This is a genomic window from Pontibacillus salicampi, assembly GCF_042434395.1.
Classification (GTDB): domain Bacteria; phylum Bacillota; class Bacilli; order Bacillales; family BH030062; genus Pontibacillus; species Pontibacillus salicampi.
The window spans coordinates 1-16682 of sequence record NZ_JBHLTP010000021.1 but is presented as its reverse complement, the minus strand read 5'-3'; the positions used below and the strand labels follow the sequence as shown (position 1 = coordinate 16682).

The 16682-nt window shown below is 42.1% G+C and carries 16 protein-coding genes, 1 rRNA gene and 1 other annotated feature; of the genes, 1 reads left to right on the top strand and 16 read right to left on the bottom strand.

The features are described 5' to 3' along the window. From rlmB to ACFFGV_RS18965, 15 genes are all read right to left on the bottom strand, one after another. A complete protein-coding gene (gene rlmB / locus ACFFGV_RS19035; protein WP_377351300.1) occupies positions 1 to 741 on the bottom strand; it encodes a 23S rRNA (guanosine(2251)-2'-O)-methyltransferase RlmB in 741 nt (246 codons plus the stop codon). Further along, positions 738 to 1148, bottom strand: coding sequence for a Mini-ribonuclease 3 (locus ACFFGV_RS19030; RefSeq protein ID WP_377351297.1), 411 nt, complete (start codon positions 1146 to 1148; stop codon positions 738 to 740). Before ACFFGV_RS19030 ends, rlmB begins: the two co-directional genes overlap by 4 nt. Before the next feature lie 2 nt (positions 1149 to 1150). Beyond that, positions 1151 to 2551, bottom strand: coding sequence for a cysteine--tRNA ligase (gene cysS, locus ACFFGV_RS19025; RefSeq protein WP_377351294.1), 1401 nt, complete (start codon positions 2549 to 2551; stop codon positions 1151 to 1153). Beyond that, positions 2532 to 3206 (bottom strand): serine O-acetyltransferase, encoded by a 675-nt coding sequence (gene cysE / locus ACFFGV_RS19020; RefSeq protein WP_377351291.1) that lies wholly within the window; start codon positions 3204 to 3206, stop codon positions 2532 to 2534. Before cysE ends, cysS begins: the two co-directional genes overlap by 20 nt. Positions 3207 to 3265: 59 nt before the next feature. Continuing rightward, positions 3266 to 3487, bottom strand: a binding site (T-box leader). A 67-nt stretch (positions 3488 to 3554) separates the two neighbouring features. After that, positions 3555 to 5024, bottom strand: coding sequence for a glutamate--tRNA ligase (gene gltX, locus ACFFGV_RS19015; protein ID WP_377351289.1), 1470 nt, complete (start codon positions 5022 to 5024; stop codon positions 3555 to 3557). Between the two features lie 100 nt (positions 5025 to 5124). After that, a complete protein-coding gene (gene ispF, locus ACFFGV_RS19010; protein WP_377351287.1) occupies positions 5125 to 5610 on the bottom strand; it encodes a 2-C-methyl-D-erythritol 2,4-cyclodiphosphate synthase in 486 nt (161 codons plus the stop codon). Between the two features lie 21 nt (positions 5611 to 5631). Beyond that, positions 5632 to 6315, bottom strand: a complete 684-nt coding sequence (gene ispD, locus ACFFGV_RS19005) for a 2-C-methyl-D-erythritol 4-phosphate cytidylyltransferase (RefSeq protein ID WP_377351284.1) — start codon at positions 6313 to 6315, stop codon at positions 5632 to 5634. A gap of 110 nt (positions 6316 to 6425) precedes the next feature. Beyond that, on the bottom strand, positions 6426 to 7526 hold the full coding sequence (locus ACFFGV_RS19000) for a PIN/TRAM domain-containing protein (RefSeq protein ID WP_377351282.1): 1101 nt from the start codon (positions 7524 to 7526) through the stop codon (positions 6426 to 6428). Positions 7527 to 7688: 162 nt separating this feature from the next. Further along, positions 7689 to 8762, bottom strand: a complete 1074-nt coding sequence (disA, locus tag ACFFGV_RS18995; RefSeq protein WP_377351280.1) for a DNA integrity scanning diadenylate cyclase DisA — start codon at positions 8760 to 8762, stop codon at positions 7689 to 7691. Continuing rightward, positions 8763 to 10142, bottom strand: coding sequence for a DNA repair protein RadA (radA, locus tag ACFFGV_RS18990; protein ID WP_377351278.1), 1380 nt, complete (start codon positions 10140 to 10142; stop codon positions 8763 to 8765). Between the two features lie 312 nt (positions 10143 to 10454). After that, positions 10455 to 12905, bottom strand: coding sequence for an ATP-dependent protease ATP-binding subunit ClpC (clpC, locus tag ACFFGV_RS18985; RefSeq protein ID WP_377351276.1), 2451 nt, complete (start codon positions 12903 to 12905; stop codon positions 10455 to 10457). 13 nt (positions 12906 to 12918) lie between these two features. After that, positions 12919 to 13992, bottom strand: a complete 1074-nt coding sequence (gene mcsB / locus ACFFGV_RS18980; protein ID WP_377351274.1) for a protein-arginine kinase McsB — start codon at positions 13990 to 13992, stop codon at positions 12919 to 12921. Then, a complete protein-coding gene (gene mcsA / locus ACFFGV_RS18975; RefSeq protein ID WP_377351271.1) occupies positions 13992 to 14543 on the bottom strand; it encodes a protein-arginine kinase activator protein McsA in 552 nt (183 codons plus the stop codon). Before mcsA ends, mcsB begins: the two co-directional genes overlap by 1 nt. Before the next feature lie 16 nt (positions 14544 to 14559). Continuing rightward, positions 14560 to 15024: a CtsR family transcriptional regulator gene (locus ACFFGV_RS18970; RefSeq protein ID WP_377351269.1), complete on the bottom strand. Its 465-nt coding sequence runs from the start codon at positions 15022 to 15024 to the stop codon at positions 14560 to 14562. 156 nt (positions 15025 to 15180) lie between these two features. Further along, complete coding sequence (locus tag ACFFGV_RS18965) at positions 15181 to 15834, bottom strand: MgtC/SapB family protein (protein WP_377351419.1); 654 nt, start codon at positions 15832 to 15834, stop codon at positions 15181 to 15183. A 185-nt stretch (positions 15835 to 16019) separates the two neighbouring features. On the opposite strand from ACFFGV_RS18965, the gene ACFFGV_RS18960 reads away from it, so the two are divergent. After that, positions 16020 to 16481: an SRPBCC family protein gene (locus ACFFGV_RS18960; protein WP_377351267.1), complete on the top strand. Its 462-nt coding sequence runs from the start codon at positions 16020 to 16022 to the stop codon at positions 16479 to 16481. Positions 16482 to 16557: 76 nt separating this feature from the next. Here ACFFGV_RS18960 and rrf read toward each other — a convergent pair. Next, a 5S ribosomal RNA gene (gene rrf / locus ACFFGV_RS18955) occupies positions 16558 to 16672 on the bottom strand. Positions 16673 to 16682 lie beyond the last annotated feature (10 nt).

Here is a 16682-nt window from a genome sequence, read left to right as displayed (position 1 = left end):
TCACCCTAATGGATGACGTTTCCGATGGATTTCATACATGAGAAGACTTGCTGCCACAGAAGCGTTTAAGGAAGTTACATGCCCCTTCATCGGTAAGTTAACAGTCCAATCACACTTCTCTTTAACTAATCTGCTAATTCCTTTCCCTTCACTTCCGATTACAAGAGCTATGGCCATATCACCTTCTAACCTGCGGAAATCCTCATCCCCTTCAGCGTCGGTACCAACCACCCATACTTGCTGCTCTTTTAACTCTTCAATTGTTCTTGCAATATTCGTGACCCGAACGACAGGGATGTATTCAATAGCTCCAGTCGAGGTTTTCGCTACTGTTCCTGTAAGACCAACCGATCTCCGCTTCGGTATGATGACGCCATGAACACCAGCAGCATCCGCAGTCCGAAGTATAGAACCTAGGTTGTGAGGGTCTTCCATCTCATCCAAAATCATAATGAAGGGTTGTTCCCCTTGGGATTCAGCCTTTTGGAATATATCCTCCATTTCACTATACTCGTAGGCAGCCACCGAAGCGATAACTCCTTGGTGATTACCTTCCACTAGCTGATCTATTTTCTTCTTTGGTACCTTTTGAACCTGAACACCGTTTTGCTTTGCTTGCTTATGAATCTGCTGACTAGCTTGAGCCTGCATTTGCTCCGACACCATTACTTTATTGATGGAGCGTCCTGATTTAATGGCTTCTAGCACAGAGTTCTTCCCTAAGATCCATTCCTCTTTCATGATGATCCCCTTTCTTCTACGTGATGTATGGCATCTCTCACTAATGTCTCCAACCGTTCTGTTTGTCCATCCAAGTACAAATATCCTAAAAGTGCTTCAAACGCTGTGCTATAGCGATATGTCTGCACATCTAAATTCTTTGGTACAGCACCTGACTTTGCATTTCGGCCTCTGCGGACCACTCCTTGTTCTATGTCTGATAGCTTGTCTGTTTCTTGCCAGTAGTATAGCACATTTGCCTGGGAGCGACCCGATACAAAGCGAACCGCAGCTTTATGCAATTGCTGCGGCTTCACTTCTCCTGTTTTAATCAAGTATTCACGTACATAGTGTTCATACACCACGTCTCCCATATAGGCCAAGGTCAGACTCTTTACCTGTTTAGCATCAATCTCATTCCCATTCATGATTAGCCTCTTTTCCAACGAATCCCTTGTGGAGTATCCTCTAAAATAATATTTCTTTCCTTCAATTCATCTCTAATTTGGTCTGCTGTTTGGAAATCACGATTTTTACGAGCTTCAATCCGTTGCTGGATCATTGCATCAATTTCTTCATCCAACAGTTCTTCTTGTCCAACAAGATCTATTCCAAGTACCTTCGTCAAATCCGTGAGAAGTTTTTGAAATGCTTCAATCACTTTGCTGGAAGTATGACTGGATTGCAAATAGACGTTCGCGTCCTTCGCAATATCAAACAGTACCGAAATTGCGTTCGCGGTATTGAAGTCGTCATCCATTTCAGCCATAAACCGCTCTTGATGCTCCGTTAATTTTGCAAGCCAAGCTTGCTCTTCTGAATCCATATTCGTAGCCGCCTTCAGACGGTGTTCTAGATTTTGATACGCATTCTTAATACGATCAAAACTATTTTTAGCACCTTCTAACAGCTCCTCTGAGAAGTTAATAGGGTTCCGATAGTGCACACTTAGCATAAAGAAGCGGATAACTTGCGGGTCATGTATCTTTATAATGTCATGAGCCAGCACGAAATTGCCAAGCGATTTAGACATTTTTTCATTCTCTATTTTAATATATCCATTGTGCATCCAATAATTAGCAAATGTCTTCTCATTCATTGCCTCTGATTGAGCAATTTCATTTTCATGGTGCGGGAATGTTAAATCCTGTCCACCTGCATGAATATCAATCGTGTCCCCCAGGTATTTCTTCGCCATAGCAGAGCATTCGATATGCCAACCAGGGCGTCCGGTCCCCCAAGGACTTTCCCAGGATATCTCTCCATCCTTCGCATCTTTCCAAAGCGTGAAATCAAGTGGGTCCTCTTTCTTTTCCCCAACTTCAATACGAGCACCTGACCGTAACTCATCAACGGATTGATGGGACAGCTTGCCGTAAGAATCAAAGGATCGAGTACGGAAATATACATCCCCCCCTGATTCATACGCAAAGCCCTTTTCAATTAGGGTTTGAATGAAGGTGATGATCTCTTCCATGTTTTCGGTTACTCTCGGGTGATCGACCGCTTCCTTCACTCCAAAAGCACCGACATCCTCTTTATAGGCGGTGATGAACCGCTCTGCGATGTTCGGCACTTCGTCTCCCATTTCCCTCGCCGCTTTAATCAGCTTATCGTCGACATCGGTAAAGTTTAGCACATAATGCACATCATAGCCTTTGTATTCAAAATAACGTCTAACTGTATCAAATACGATAGCCGGACGAGCATTACCAATATGAATATAGTTATATACAGTCGGACCACATACGTACATTTTCACCTTTCCCTCTTCCAAGGGCTGGAATGTTTCTTTTTGTCGAGTTAATGTATTATAAATTTGAATGCTCATCGTTCTTCACTCCTTGTTTAAGCTCTTGTACTTCATTTTGAAGGGCATCAACCTGCTGCTGCATTTCCTTGAACTTATCCGCTACAGGGTCTGGCATTTTGTGGTGGTCTAAATCATTTCGGACTTTTTTGCCGTTCTGGACAACGACCTGTCCTGGTATTCCAACAACTGTAGAATGATCCGGCACATCATGAAGCACAACCGACCCCGCTCCTACTTTGGAGTTTTCTCCAATGGTAATGGAGCCTAACACCTTTGCTCCCGTGGCAACCAAAGAGTGATCTTTCAGTGTAGGATGGCGCTTCCCCTTCTCCTTACCAGTCCCTCCAAGGGTCACTCCCTGAAACAAGGTAACGTTATCTCCTATTTCACATGTCTCTCCAATTACAACACCCATCCCATGGTCAATGAAAAACCTTCTGCCTATCTTGGCACCGGGATGGATTTCAATTCCGGTAAAAAAACGACTTACTTGCGAAATCACGCGGGCTAGAAAAAAGAATTTTCGTTTATAGCAAGCATGGGCAATTCTGTGTGCCCAAATGGAGTGTAGGCCTGCATAGGTCAATATCACTTCTGTCCGACTACGAGCCGCCGGATCCTGATCAAACACAACATCTACATCTTCTTTAAACATCTTGAACCATCCGCCCATACCTATACCCCCCATATTCTGTAGTACTAAAATAAAAAAAGCGTCTCTGTGTCCAATGACACAGAGACGCTTGTGGCGCGGTTCCACTCTGTTTAAGAAAGGCAATTCGCCTCTTCTTCAGCTTCACTCTCGTTAACGGGAGAGACCCGCTTCTGTGTACTAAGCTTCCACAAAAGACTCTGAGGTGCATTTCAATAAGGTTCCAACAATCACTCTCAGCCTATGGTGATTTTCTCTGGGTTTGGAGAGCCTTATTTACTTATCCTCTTCTTCGTTCTATGATACGTTATTTGATTTATACTCTTTAGATAGTTCTAATATATTACATATCACTGTAAATGTGAACTATTATTGCTCAAGCTGGCGGAGCGCACTCGTTAACCGGGCTTGTACGGTGTCTATCCCAAGCAGATGAATAGCATTTGGCAATTCAGGTCCATGAGTTTCTCCCGTCGTTGCTACACGAATAGGCATAAAGAGCTTTTTACCCTTATGGCCTGTTTCTTTTTGAACGGCCTTAACGGCTTTTTTAATATGATCCGGCTCAAATGCTTCTAATTCTGCAAGCTTTCTGCTAAAGGAATCCAGTACTTCTGGGACCTGTTCTCCCCGAAGGACTTCCATTGCTTCTTCTCCATAGTCAATCTCTTGGCGGAAGAATAATTCCGTCAATTCGACAATTTCCGCTGCATAGTTCATTTGTTCTTGATAAAGTGAAATCAATTCACGAGCCCAGTCCTTCTGCTCCTGACTCATATCTTTCGGTAAACGGTCTGCTTCTACTAGATGAGGAAGGGCCATATCTACAACTCGATCTAAGTCCGACGCTTTAATATACTGGTTGTTAATCCACTTCAGCTTCTGTGGATCAAATACGGCCGGTGAAGATGCCAAACGATCTGGGTCAAAGATATCAATCAGCTGACTGCGAGTGAAGATTTCTTCTTCGCCGACAGGGGACCAGCCAAGTAAGGTAATAAAATTAAACAATGCTTCCGGCAAATAGCCCAGCTTTTCATACTGACCAATGAACTGCAGGATATGCTCATCTCGTTTACTTAACTTCTTGCGCTGTTCATTGAGAATCAATGCCATATGCCCAAACTGTGGAGGAGTCCAACCGAACGCTTCATAAACCATCATTTGCTTAGGCGTATTTGGAATATGCTCCTCCCCACGAAGTACGTGAGTAATATCCATTAGATAATCATCGACAGCTACTGCGAAATTGTACGTTGGAGTACCGTTTTTCTTTTGAATAACCCAGTCGCCGAAGTCGCTGGATTGGAAAGTAATCTCTCCCCGCACCATATCTTCAAACGTGTACGTATGATTTGCAGGCACACGAATACGAATACTCGGCTGCCGGCCTTCTGCCTCTAACGCAGCACGTTGATCAGCAGTAAGATCGCGGTGAGCACCAGAGTACATTGGCACCTCTCCTCGAGCACGCTGAGCTTCTCGTTCCTCTTCTAATTCTTCTTCTGTCATATAACATTTATAGGCAAGACCCTTGTCCAGTAGCTCGTCAATATAGTTCTGATAGAGATCAAGTCGCTCCATTTGACGATAAGGGCCATATCCCCCGTCTAAATCGATGCTTTCATCCCAATCAATTCCCAGCCATTTCAAAAATTCCATCTGGCTTTGTTCTCCACCAGCAACATTTCTCTTTTCATCGGTATCCTCTATTCGAATTACAAACTTGCCATCAAAGCGTCTAGCGTATAAGTAATTAAATAGCGCAGTTCTTGCATTTCCGATGTGAAGGTGTCCAGTAGGACTCGGTGCATAACGAACGCGTACTTGTTTTGTCATAATTTGTCTCCTTCCTATCTATAACAACCGTTTTCGGTAACCCTATTTTATCACGGGTGTCCATGCTATGCTTTAGTTGTGCACTTTATTTCATAGCTTATTATAGCGATTCCTTCTGTTGAAGTAAAACAACCGCTTGAGCAGCAATTCCTTCTTTGCGCCCCGCAAAGCCCAGCTTCTCTGTAGTGGTCGCCTTTACATTCACGCGAGATGCTTCTGTCTGCAGAAGACGGGCAATATTTTCTCTCATTTCCTCAATGTAAGGTGCCATTTTAGGAGCCTGGGCGATTACAGTACAATCGACATTTCCCAGGAAATACCCACGTTTTTCGACTAATTTCCACACGTGCTCTAGTAGCTTTTGAGAGTCTGCATCCTTGAATTCCGGGTCTGTGTCAGGGAAATGCTTTCCAATATCTCCTTCCCCTATCGCACCGAGGCACGCATCTGCTACTGTATGTAATAACACATCCGCATCGGAGTGACCTTCCAATCCTTTCTCATAAGGAATCGTCACCCCGCCAATAATACACGGACGCCCTTCTGCTAGCTGATGGACATCAAAGCCTTGTCCGATTCGAAACATAATAGATTCCTCCTCTCCTGACTAATCGTATTTGGATAAGATAGCATGAGCTTTTTCCACATCTTCCGGTGTCGTCAGCTTCATATTATCATAGCTTCCTTGAACAATTTCTACAGGCTGGTTAAGCCGCTCCACAAGGGAAGCATCATCTGTACCTAAGTATCCCTCTTCCTTCGCTTGTTTATGAGCATGCAATATGACGGAATATCGAAATGCCTGCGGTGTTTGAGCAGCCCATAACTCTTTACGATCCAAAGTAGTAACACCTGATTCGGTAACACGCTTAATGGTGTCCGTCACTGGAACAGCTAATAGTGCCGCCCCCTTCTCATAAGCCTTATTTACAAGCGTTGCAACATTCTCCAGCGAGACAAACGGACGAGCGCCATCATGAATCAAGATAATCCCTTCCTCTGCAGTACATGCTGCTAAGCCTGCAAATACGCTATCTTGACGTTCAGCACCACCGTGAACAACCGCTATGCGCTCTTGATAACCATATTCCTTCAGCAGCGTCTGAATGTCCGCTTCCTCTTTAGGATTAACGACGAGCTGAATCGATTGGCAGTACGGATCCTGATAGAAGATATCCAACGTATGTATGATTAAGGGCTTTCCCTTCAGCATCAAGAATTGCTTATTTTTATCTGATTTCATTCTTTTTCCTTGCCCTGCGGCAAGGATAATTATTTGGTAAGATAACATGGAATCCACCCTATATATATAATGACAATCACATTTATATGTACGGACATAACAAAAGCGATAACGAGCCCGTTATCACTTTTGTTGTCCTCTATTTGTTTATACCGTTTTTATAATGCTTTTTCAAGTAATTTCGGCTTAGCAAAAATCATACGGCCAGCTGAGGTTTGCAGCACACTCGTTACTAGCACCTCAATAGTCTGTCCAATGTAATCTTTACCTTCCTCTACCACAATCATGGTTCCGTCGTCCAAGTAGGCAACTCCCTGATTTTGTTCCTTTCCATCTTTAATCAAATGGACGGTTAACTCTTCTCCTGGAAGCACTACTGGCTTGACGGCGTTGGCAAGATCATTAATATTTAATACCTGTACATGCTGAAATTCACATACTTTATTCAAATTGAAATCATTGGTTACTACAACGCCATCGATAAGCTTTGCCAGTTTAACGAGCTTACTATCTACTTCCTGGATGTCTTCAAAGTCCCCTTCATAGATTTCCACGTTGACTGGAATTTCCTTTTGCATGCGGTTTAGAACATCAAGTCCTCTTCGCCCGCGATTTCGTTTGAGTACGTCTGATGAGTCAGCGATATGCTGCAGCTCTTCTAGAACAAATTGCGGAATTAACACGGTTCCTTCTAGAAAGTGCGTTTGACAAATATCTGCGATACGACCATCAATGATAACACTAGTATCTAATATTTTTGCTTTTGGTTGATTCGATCCGCTGGCGTCTTCTGAATGCTCACCATCAGATGCTTTCTTTTTCTTTGTCGCCATGGAAAGCAGACTAATAAATTCGTCTCGGCGCTTAAAGCCAACCTGAAACCCTAAATAACCTAAAATAGCAGTTAGAAAGATAGGTATTACTTGCGAAACTACTTTAATACTAATATCTGTTAATGGAATATTCACAAGATACGCCACAATCAGACCTAAGATTAGCCCTAGACTCCCAAATAATAAGTCTGCTACTGGAATATTCACTAACGTTTCCTCTACCCAGCGTAGAAAATCCACAATATAATCTACAGACCAAAACGTAATGAGATAAAGAATAATAGCTCCTACAATTGTTGTTGTCACCTGATTGCTCAACCAAACCGTATTTTCCAGCCCCATCAATTCTAATAGATTGGGCAGATACAAAAATCCAATGGTACCTCCAGCAATAATAATAAATAATTGCACAACCCTCTTGAGCACCACGGTCACCTCCTAACAAGCAGTATTACCAAGTATATTAAAATATAACCTAATAAGTTCATGAAACACATATGATATGTCGCAACATTATCATATTTTACAATTTCAGTCAAATGTTTAACATGACATCTTACCATATTTAATCATTATATGTCAATTTTACTAGATGTGGCGATCGATAAATAATTGCTCCTGAATTCGGTTTAACCCCTCTTTAATCTTAGAGGCCCTTACTTCTCCAATTCCATCTACCTTTACAAGCTCTTTCGGTGATGCTTTTACCACTTCATTTAATATTCCAAATTTTACTATAATATGCTCTACAATTAAGAAAGGAAGCCTCGGGATTTTAGCCAAAATTCGATAGCCTCTTGGAACCACTGGATCATCTAATTTCGTAGTAGACGAATAGCCAAGTAGCTTGAGAATTTGCACATCCTCGATTAATTCATTGTTGGTAACTTCCTGTAATTTCTTAATCATATAAGATGGCTCATAATCGCTCCGTTTACTATAATCCTTAATGAGCATCTCCGCTTCGTCCTCAATATTTGCCACTAATTCCGTAAGCTGCAACTGAATTAATCGACCTTCTGTTCCTAGTTCATTTACATAATTCAGTATTTCATTCTTAATCCGAAGCACCATCTCAATTCGGTGAATAACCTGCACTACCTCTGAAAAAGTAACCATATCTTCAAACTCTAACGCGCCAAGGTTGGTAATCCCTTGATCCAGAACATTTTTGTATTTTTCCAGCGTCTGCATAGCTTGATTAGCTTTGGTAAGGATTACCCCGATATCCTTAAGAGAATAGCGAAGGTTCCCTTTATACAACGTAATAACATTCCGTCGTTGTGAAATAGCAATGACAAGCTCGCCCGTTTGTTTAGCAACTCGTTCTGCTGTGCGATGACGCATTCCTGTTTCAGAGGAATGAATGGACGGATCTGGAATTAATTGGGCGTTAGCATACAGTATTTCCGATCCCTCATCGTTTAAAATCAATGCTCCATCCATCTTAGCAAGCTCATATAGATTGGCGGGAGAGAAAGAGGAGTGGATATGGAAGCCGCCGTCTACTAGTGATTGCAGCTTTTCATTGTAGCCAACAACAATCAATCCACCTGTCTTCGCTCGTAATATATTATCGATTCCTTGCCTAAGTGGTGTTCCAGGAGCGACAAATCGTAAAATGTCACCAATGACTGTCCCTCTCATCTCATACCATTCCATCTAAGCTCCTCCCAACGTTGCCTTTAAAGCCTCTTGCACGGAATTTACACCAATGACCTCCAGGCCATCGGGTGGATTCCAGTCGCCGATGTTTTTCTTCGGGATAATAGCCCTTTTGAAACCTAGCTTGGCAGCCTCTTGGACGCGTTGCTCAATGCGTGCTACCCTTCTAATCTCACCTGTTAATCCTACCTCTCCTACCAATACATCGTCTGGTTTAGAGGCTCTATTCTGAAAGCTTGAAGCAATGGAAACGGCTACTGCTAAATCAATGGCTGGCTCATCCAGCTTCACACCGCCAGCAACCTTCACATAGGCGTCTTGGTTTTGCAATAACAGCCCTACCCTTTTCTCTAATACGGCCATTAAAAGAGGAACGCGATTATTATCAAGGCCTGTCGCCATCCTGCGCGGATTCCCATATGCAGTTGGGGAGATTAGGGATTGGATTTCAACGAGCACAGGTCGGGTCCCTTCCATCGAGGCAACTACGACAGAGCCAGCCGCACCTTGCGAACGTTCCTCAAGGAATATTTCTGAAGGGTTTTCGACTTCCTGCAGCCCTTTCTCCTTCATTTCAAAAATACCCATTTCATGTGTACTGCCGAAGCGATTCTTCACACTACGAAGGATACGGAATGTGTGATGACGTTCTCCTTCAAAATAAAGAACCGCATCCACCATATGCTCTAGCAGCCTTGGCCCTGCTATCGATCCTTCCTTTGTCACGTGTCCCACAATGAAAATAGGAATTCCCTTACTCTTAGCTATACGCATAAGTTCGCTTGTACATTCACGAACTTGCGAAACACTTCCCGGAGCTGAAGTAACTTCTTCCTTAAAAATGGTCTGAATAGAATCGATTACAACAAAAGACGGGTTAATATGATCAATTTGATTCGATACATCCAACATGTTCGTCTCTGCTAATACATACAGGTTATCAGAGGAAGCATGGAGGCGATCTGCCCGTAATTTGGTTTGTTTGATGGATTCTTCACCAGATATATATAAAACATTCAAATCCTTTTGAGCCAATTGCGAAGATAATTGCAGTAGTAAGGTAGACTTTCCAATGCCAGGGTCTCCCCCAATAAGGACAAGAGAGCCTGGAACAATTCCACCGCCGAGTACTCTATTCACTTCTGGCATATCCGTCGCTATTCTTGGTTCTTTCTCTGTACTTATATTCGTTATTTTTTCAGGTTTCTTTCTATCATTCTGATCACTTGTTACAAATGTATGTCTGCTAGAAGACTTGGAGCCTGCTAATTCTTCTACAAATGTATTCCACTGATTACAGGAAGGGCATTTCCCCATCCACTTAGGGGATTCATATCCACATTCCTGACAGACAAACTTTACTTTTTGTTTAGCCAAAATCTCTCTCTCCTTTTGGCAAGAGGTTTCCCTCTTCCATTATCTCATACGATTGAGTTGTTGAAGGGTTACAATGTATTTACAAAATCATTACTTTTTTATGGGTTCCTTCAGATTTTCTCCAGAAAAGGACATATTACCGAAATGCCATATGTTCATCTTATGTCCTGTATGTCTATGTAGCAAGCCATAATGTAAGTATTAGTCACTTGTTCATACATAACTGATCATGTATGGAATGGGAAAGCGTGTGCCCGTGCCAGACACACTCAAAAAAAATCGAGAGGCTATTAGCCTCCCGATTTTATACATTTACTGTGCTGATTGAATACTTTCTGTTCCAGAAACGTAAAATTCACCGTCTTCATTAATATCAATCGTTACTTTTTGACCAGTGGAGATAGATTCTCTTAACAGCGCTTCAGACAAGAGGTCTTCTACATTTTTCTGAATGGAGCGGCGTAATGGTCGTGCTCCGTATTCAGGATCAAAGCCTTCATCTGCTATCTTATCTAGCGCCTTCTCTGTTAATTCAAATTCTACTTCCTGTTCTGTCAATCGTTTTTGCAGCTGATTTACCATTAAGGATACGATTTCTTTCATGTGTTTCTTCTCGAGGGAATGGAACACAATAATTTCATCGATACGGTTTAGGAATTCAGGACGGAAAGTACGTTTCATTTCATCCATTACCTTGGATTTCATATCCTTATAGTCCTGACCGCTATCTCCCATACTGAAGCCAACGTATTTATTACGCTTCAGCTCGGTAGCGCCGACGTTTGAAGTCATAATGACTACTGTATTCCTAAAGTCAACCGTACGTCCTTTAGAATCTGTTAAGCGCCCATCCTCTAGTACTTGAAGAAGTGTATTGAATACATCTGGGTGCGCTTTTTCAATTTCATCAAGAAGGATAACGGAATATGGTTTCTGACGTACTTTTTCTGTCAGCTGTCCACCTTCTTCATATCCTACATACCCTGGAGGAGAACCTACCAGACGAGACGTAGAGTGTTTTTCCATATATTCGGACATGTCGATGCGAATCATCGCATCCTCTTCCCCAAACATTGTTTCAGCTAGTGCACGAGCTAGCTCTGTCTTACCAACACCAGTTGGTCCTAAGAAGATAAAGGAACCAATTGGACGCTTCGGATCTTTAAGTCCAGCACGGGCACGACGAATCGCCTTCGAGATGGAGTTGACGGCATCATCTTGACCAATAACTCGATCATGAAGGACACCTTCTAGGTTTAGAAGACGTTCGCTTTCGTCTTTTGCCAGCTTAGATACAGGAACACCAGTCCACGTGGATACGATAGCAGCAATATCCTCGGTCGTTACTTCAGAGTTTTCCTGACCCTGCTGTTCTTTCCATTCATCCTTCGTTTTATCTAATTCCTCACGCAGCTTCTGCTCGTTATCGCGTAAGGATGCGGCCTTTTCAAATTCCTGACTTTGAACAGCTGCATCTTTCTCTTTTCTAACTTCATCTAGCTTCTGCTCTAATTCTTTCAAGTTCGGTGGAGCAGTATAAGAGCGTAAGCGAACACGAGACGCAGCTTCGTCAATTAAGTCAATCGCTTTATCCGGAAGGAAACGATCCTGGATATAACGGTCAGATAGTTTTACAGCTGATTTAATTGCCTCATCCGTAATCGTTACACGGTGGTGTGCTTCATAACGGTCACGAAGCCCTTGAAGAATTTGAACAGATTCTTCCGATGTTGGCTCATCTACTTGAATAGGCTGGAAGCGGCGCTCTAGAGCTGCATCTTTCTCAATATACTTACGGTATTCATCTAATGTGGTTGCCCCGATACATTGAAGGTCTCCACGAGCTAGAGAAGGCTTTAGAATGTTGGAGGCATCAATTGCTCCCTCTGCGCCACCTGCTCCAATAAGAGTATGAAGTTCATCGATGAATAAAATGATATTGCCTGCTTGACGAATTTCTTCCATTACTTTTTTCAAACGGTCTTCAAACTCACCACGATATTTGGTACCTGCAACAACCGTACCCATATCAAGTGTCATGACACGCTTATCGCGAAGAATTTCCGGCACTTCATTGTTAACAATTTGCTGCGCTAACCCTTCTGCGATAGCCGTCTTTCCTACACCAGGCTCTCCTATTAGAACTGGATTATTCTTCGTCCGGCGGCTTAGAACCTGAATGACACGCTCAATCTCTTCACTACGGCCGATAACTGGATCGATGTTGCCTTCTTTTGCAACAGAAGTTAAATCCCGCGCCAAGGAATCCAGTGTAGGTGTATTAGCATTTGCAGACTGTCTGCCGCTTGAATTGTTAGCAGTAGACTCATTGCTGCCAAGCAGCTGAAGCACCTGCTGACGAGCTTTATTTAAGCTCACACCAAGGTTGTTGAGTACACGTGCTGCTACTCCTTCTCCTTCTCTAATTAACCCTAGAAGGATGTGCTCTGTGCCAACATAAGAGTGACCTAACTTTCTTGCTTCATCCATGGAAAGTTCAATCACCTTTTTCGCACGAGGTGTATAATGGATGGTCTGAGAAACCTTATCTCCAGAACCTATTAATTGTTCTACTTCTTCCTGAATTTTATCTGCCGCAAGACCTAGCGCACTTAATGCTTTAGCTGCGATACCTTCTCCTTCTCGTACCAATCCAAGAAGGATATGCTCTGTTCCGATATTGTTATGCCCTAAACGAACAGCTTCTTCTTGCGCTAACGCCAATACTTTCTGTGCTCTTTCTGTAAAACGCCCAAACATCATAGGGCCTTCCCTCCTAACTATAATTGTTTTCTAAGTTTAGTCTTTCTCTGATTAAGGATGCTCGACGTATGTCTCGCTCCTCTGGTGTCAATGTTTTTTGTGCATATTGTTGTAGAAAGCCAGGTTGAGTTAAGATCATCAACTCATTCAAAATGGTCTTTGAAATATCGTTGATGTACCCTAAGTCTATGCCCAAACGAACATCAGATAAACATTTGGATGCTTCTTTTGATTCAATTATTCTACTGTTGGATAAAATACCGTAAGACCGGAATATTTTATCCTCTAGTTGAACCCCTGATTGATCCATAATTCGTTTTCTGGCATTTCGTTCTTGCTCAATAAGCTGATGAACAACACTTTTTAAATCTTCAACAATATCTTTTTCGGATTTACCTAATGTTATCTGGTTTGAAATTTGAAAGATATTACCTAATGCTTCGCTGCCTTCTCCGTAAATTCCTCTAACAACTAATCCCAATTGATTAATCGCCGGAATTAACCGACTCATTTGCTGGGTCATCGTCAATGCTGGTAAGTGCATCATCACAGAGGCTCTCATCCCTGTCCCTACATTCGTAGGGCAGCTCGTTAAATAGCCTCTATTTTCATCGAAAGCATAATTCACTTTCTCTTCTAACCAATCATCCAACTGAAATGCTTGCTCCAGAGCTTTATCCAATTGAAACCCTGGTACATACAATTGTATGCGAAGATGGTCCTCTTCATTGACCATTATAGAAACTTGCTCATTTTTAGAGATTAGCGCTGCTCCATGGTTAGAGTGATCAACTAAATGCGGACTAACTAGATGCTTTTCTACCAATACACGCTTCTCGATTGACTGCAGTCCACTCATCCGGACTAGTTCAAAATTTTGATAGTTTTGGAATGAGTGACTAGCATATTCCTGTTCAAAAAAATCTAATATATGATCTAAATCCTCCTGATTCGCAAGGATTGGAAAGGCCACTTGATCAAAGTTTCGCGCTAACCGAATACGACTGCTCAACACAATGTCATTATCAGGACCTTCCTCTTGCATCCAAGGACTAATTGCTTCATTCATAAACTGCTGTAGGGACATTAGTCTTCACCATCCCCTTTGTCAGAATAAATTTCTCGCTCCAATGTTCTTATATGGTCACGAACATGAGCAGCCTCTTCAAATTCCTCTTGTTGTATAAGCTGATTCAAATGCTGACGTTGTTCTTCAATTTGTCGCTTAACGTGTAAATCCCCGCCAATTCGCTTCGGAACTTTTCCATCATGGGATGTATTTCCACTATGCACACGTCTAAAAATAGGGTTTAGTTTGTCACCAAATGTTTTGTAGCATTCCGCACATCCAAACTTCCCAATCCTAGTGAACTCCTCATACGTTAATCCACATTTACCACACTGAAGTCTCTTTGGAGGCTCGTAGGATTGTTGATTGGTAGAGTCAGAAACCGGATAAGTATCAAAATTAAACAGGCCGGACAAAAGGTTATGAAGTGAGAAAGAATCACTGTTCTCTGACATATATCCTTTTTCATAAGCACAAGTATCACAGACATGAACTTCTTTCTTATGATCATTAATTACTTGAGTAAAATGCAAGGTTGCTGGGCGCTGATGGCATTCTTGACATTCCATGCAACTATATCCCTCCCTATTCCTTATATTTTAAGGTAGTTAGCATAGAAACCATAATTCGGGACCTGAGCTCATCACGAAGTGCTATTTGTACATTTAACACATTGCGGCCAATGGCGCTAACCATCAGCTTAGCTTCGCGTTCTGTAATGACTTCTTCTTCAAGCAGCCGTTCCATGATATCAATAGCTCCTTGCTGGCTGATCTTTGGCTGGGCCAGCTTCATCAGATCATCTAGCAGCTTATATTTATCCTGTGGCTCTACCCTGATAATACGAATATACCCACCGCCACCGCGCTTACTTTCCACAATGTAGCCCTTCTCTACGGTAAATCTCGTATTAATGACGTAATTAATTTGAGATGGTACACATTGAAACAAGTCAGCAATTTCGCTTCTTTTAATTTCAACTGCATTCTGTTTCGTAGAGGCTATGATTTTCTTTAAATGAGCTTCTATGACATCAGATATATTAGCCAAGGTCCCTCCTCCTCTTCTTTGACTTTGACTATCTTTGACTATACTTTTATTATACTAATTTTTTTATTGAATGCAACCGAAATGCACAGTAGTGTACATGCTCGATTTTACCTCTAATAGCATTAACAGCTAACAGTTGGTATATACCATAAAACCTTATTTAGAACCCCTTGAAACATAAGTTACGGAAGGGAGGTGAGAAATTTCGTCGAATAATGTCATTTCATTATTATTTCCTTTTGTCAAAAGTTCGACATATACTGCTCTTTGTCGAGTTTGCTCCCTTGATATGGTAAGCGAAGATAAGGAAGCGTTATGTTGTTCTAAAATAGCAACCAAATCGGTCATATTCAATTCATCCTTAACTTGTATATAGAGGAGCAAAGAAGATCGTTTAACGAATAAGCGTTCCACATTATTTAAAACAATTAAGCTGACCAATACCACTATGGTGGCTAAAATAGCCGGGCCATACATCCCTGCACCAATTACAAGTCCAAGGCCCGCGACGGTCCAGATGGAAGCTGCTGTCGTTAATCCGCGTATAGTTAAACCATTTACGATAATGGTACCTGCTCCTAAGAAACCAATGCCACTGATGACATAGGAAGGAATACGTGCAGGGTCGAATCGAATGGTCTCATGCTCATCCAGAAAAGGCTCAAACCCATATAGAGAAAGCAGCATCATTAAACAGGCTCCCACACCTACTAAAATGTGTGTTCTAAACCCAGCAGATCTATTTTTTATTTCCCGTTCAAACCCGATTAGACCACATAAGAGTACAGCTGTAATCAACCGGGTTGTCATTAAGATAAAATAGTCGTCCAAAAATTCTTCAAAAGACACTCCAGGTTCTCCTTTCCAAACGCTAACCATTCGAATAGAGTCATAAAGGAATGTATCAGTCTTATAACTATGTACCCGAATGATATAATAGAAAAACAGTGGATTAGAAGTTTTATTCTATACACCTCAATAGGAGGGAATCCTACATGCCCATTATCAAACAAGAAATATATATAGACGCTCCTCGAGAAATTTGTTTTCAGTTAGCGAGAGATATTGAGACCCATACGCGGACTACTGCTTCTTCAAAGGAGAAAGCAGTAGGCGGCAAAACATCTGGTCTGTTAGAAAAGGGAGATACGGTTACGTGGGAAGCAACCCATCTTGGAATACGTCAACAACTGACAGCTAAAATTACGGAAATGGAAGAGCCTCATCGTTTTATAGATGAAATGGTTACCGGAGCCTTTCACTCCTTCACTCATATTCATACGTTTATCAGCAGTGGCAGAGGTACCATCATGAAGGACAGGTTTGCGTATAAATCCCCACTAGGTTTATTCGGCATTTTAGCAGATAAAGTGATAGTCAAGAAATATATGCAAAGGTTTCTCGCAAGCAGGGCTGATGAATTGAAAAGAATAGCTGAGGAAGAACATCGAGGATAGCATGCACGTTCTTTTGCTATATTTAGGGATAAACGAAAAAATCCCTTCCGATTATGTCGGAAGGGATTGCTTGGGTGCATGGCGGCGTCCTACTCTTGCGGGGGAAAACCCCGACTACCATCGGCGCTGAAGAGCTTAACTGCTGTGTTCGGCATGGGAACAGGTGTGACCTCTTCGCTTAAGCCACCATACTTCGATTAT